The sequence below is a fragment of the Saccharomonospora saliphila YIM 90502 genome (assembly GCF_000383795.1).
GTDB lineage: Bacteria > Actinomycetota > Actinomycetes > Mycobacteriales > Pseudonocardiaceae > Saccharomonospora > Saccharomonospora saliphila.
Map to the genome: position 1 here is coordinate 45,359 of NZ_KB912667.1, position 2,793 is coordinate 48,151.

General features: G+C 72.8%; 3 protein-coding genes. 1 reads left to right on the forward strand and 2 read right to left on the reverse strand.

All coding sequences use genetic code 11. The annotated features are described in order from the left end of the window. Positions 1-285: DUF3515 domain-containing protein (locus tag SACSA_RS0110935; RefSeq protein ID WP_019815856.1), on the forward strand; the 285-nt coding region annotated here is incomplete at its 5' end. A gap of 388 nt (positions 286-673) precedes the next feature. Here the strand turns inward: SACSA_RS0110935 and SACSA_RS0110940 are convergent. Continuing rightward, positions 674-1,771 (reverse strand): D-alanine--D-alanine ligase family protein, encoded by a 1,098-nt coding sequence (locus tag SACSA_RS0110940; protein WP_028661775.1) that lies wholly within the window; start codon positions 1,769-1,771, stop codon positions 674-676. Between the two features lie 10 nt (positions 1,772-1,781). Further along, on the reverse strand, positions 1,782-2,793 hold a 1,012-nt coding region (locus SACSA_RS0110945), incomplete at its 5' end, for an aminotransferase-like domain-containing protein (protein ID WP_019815859.1).

Sequence of the window (2,793 nt, forward strand, 5' to 3'; positions counted from 1 at the left end):
GAGCCCGCCCCACCGGCGACCGTGGCCTGGGGCGCGCCGAACCCCGTGGTGCTGCGCTGCGGGCTCGACCGCCCGCCGGAACTCACGCGCGACGCGTCACTGCGGGTGGTCAACGGGGTGCGGTGGCTGCACGTGCCCGGACAGGGCTCGGCGACGTGGTACGCCGTCGACCGCCCCGTCTACGCGGCCCTGACCGTGCCCGCCGACGCGGGCACCGGCCCCCTGCAACAGATGTCGGACACCCTGGCGGACACCCTCCCCGAAACCCCCCTCCGCTTCGACTGACCCCACCCCGCACGGCCCCACGCCCCGCGAGTTGCCCCTTCCTGCCCGCGAGTTGCCTCTCGTGACCCGCGAGTCGCCCCCCACGGTCCACGAGTTGCCCCTTCGGGCCCGTCAGTCGCCCCGGAGGCTTAGGGGCGAGATGCCCGCGGGATGGCCCGGGTCGCCACGAATCCCGCTCGCAGGAGCCGACGCCACGACCGGCTCCACCGAGATTCGCCCATGGTCGTCGGCAAGTGCTCGGACAGTCGTGGCCTGTGGGAGCAAGCCACGCGCACCGACGGCCAACTCGCCGACTGTGAGGGGCAACTCGCGAACCGTGAGGGGCAACTCGCCGACCGTGAGGGGCAACTCGCGGGTGGGGCGGTGGGTGGATCGGGGGCGGGAGGAGTCAGCGGAGGCCGGTGCCGCGGGAGAGTGCGGTGTCGAGGAGCGTGGTCAGCAGGGTCGGGTAGTCGAGGCCGGTGACCTCCCACATCTTCGGGTAGGCCGAGGTGGTGGTGAAGCCGGGCATGGTGTTGACCTCGTTGACGGTGAGCGCGCCGTCGTCGCCGACGAAGAAGTCCACCCGCGCGAGCCCCTGGCAGTCGAGCGCCTCGAACGCGCGCACCGCGCAGGCCCGCAGCCGCTCGGTGACGGTGTCGTCCAACTTGGCCGGAATGTCCAGCTCGGCCGCCTCACCGAGGTATTTGGTCTCGAAGTCGTACCACGCTCCGGCGTCGTCGGCCACCACGCGGATCTCGGCGGGCAACGACGCCTCGACCCGCCCGTCGGGAAACTCGAGAACGCCGCACTCGATCTCGTGGCCGCTGACGGCCGCCTCCACCAGCACCTTCGGATCGGTGCTCCGTGCGGTGGCGATCGCCTCGTCGAGGTGGGACCAGTCGGTGACCCGGCTGATGCCGATGGAGGACCCGCCACGCGCGGGCTTGACGAACACCGGCAGCCCGAGCCGCTCGCGGTCGGCCTCGCCGAGTGTCGACTGTCCACGCCGGAGCGTGGCGTACTCGCCGACCGGCAGGCCCTCGGCGGCGAGGAGTTTCTTGGTGTATTCCTTGTCCATCGCCACGGCGCTGGCCAGCACGCCCGCACCGACGAAGGGCAGGTCGGCCAGTTCGAGCAGCCCCTGGATGGTGCCGTCCTCGCCGAAGGGCCCGTGCAACACGGGAAAGACCACGTCCACCCCCGAGAGCACCTCGCCGCGCTCACCCGGCGCCAGGGTCACGACTCCGCCGGTCGTGGGGTCACCGGCCAGCACCAGTTCCCGGCCGCCGTCCACGGCGGGAAGCGTGCGATCCCGGATGCGCAGCTGTTCCGGGTCGCTCGTCCCGAGCACCCAGCCCCCCTCCGGTGTGATCCCGAGGGGCACGATCTCGAACCGGTCGGGATCGAGGTTGGCCATGACGCTGCCGGCCGACACGCAGGAGATGGTGTGCTCGGTGCTGCGGCCCCCGAACACGACGGCTACTCGGGTCTTGCGGCTAGTCATGCGCGGCACCCTACCCTCGCGTCGGTCGGAGCACCTCGACCAGCACCCCGAGCACCTCCCGCAACGCCTCGCGCGAGCAACCCGCGTATCCCACGGCGATGCCCGCCGCTGTGGGAGTGCCCGCGAAGTGCCTGCCCAACCCGTCGAGCAGCAGACCGCGTGCACGGCCCCACTCCCGGCGGCGGCGTTCGTCCTCGCCGGAGGCCAGCGGCACCACCAGGTGCGCGCCCGCGTCGTCGCCCACGTAGGGAACTCCGGCCCGGCTCAGGGTCTCCACCAGCATCGACCGGCGCTCCGACAGTTCGCGGCGCAGCTTGCGCAGATGCCGCCCGAGGTCCCCGTGCCGAGCCAGCTCCACGAGCACGCGCTGGCCCGCGGGTGAGGCCCGCGTGCCGGTGGCATCGCGGTAGTCCAGCACGACCGAGGTGACCGCCGCGGGCGCCACCATCCAGCCCGCGCCGAGTGTCGGAGTCAGGATCTTGCTCGTGGTGCCCAGGTGGACGACGACATCCGGAGCGAGCGAGGCCAGCAGCGGCAACGGCGCCACGTCGTAGCGCAGCTCACCGTCGTAGTCGTCCTCCACCACGAGGAACCCGTCCTCGCGGGCACGCTCCACCAGCTCCACCCGACGCGAGGCACTCATCCGGCAGCCCATCGGATACTGGTGCGCGGGCGAGCAGTACACGGCGGACACGCCCGCCGGGATGTCGTCACACCGCAGGCCCTCGGCGTCCACCGGCACCGGCACGACGCGCATCCCCGCGTGCCGGAACGCCTGCACGGCACGCTGATACCCCGGCTCCTCCACGGCCACCAGCTCACCCGGCCGCAGGGCGGCCGCGGCGAACTCGACCACGGCGGCGGTGGTGCCGCCCGTGGCGAGCACGGATTCTTCGGCGGCGTCGAAACCGCGGTGCCGCAGCAGGTGCTCGGCGATCACGGAGCGGTACTCGGGCAGCCCCGCCCGCTGCGTCCACCACAGCGGCGGCGTGTCGGCCGCCGCCCGCCAGGCGCGGCGCCAC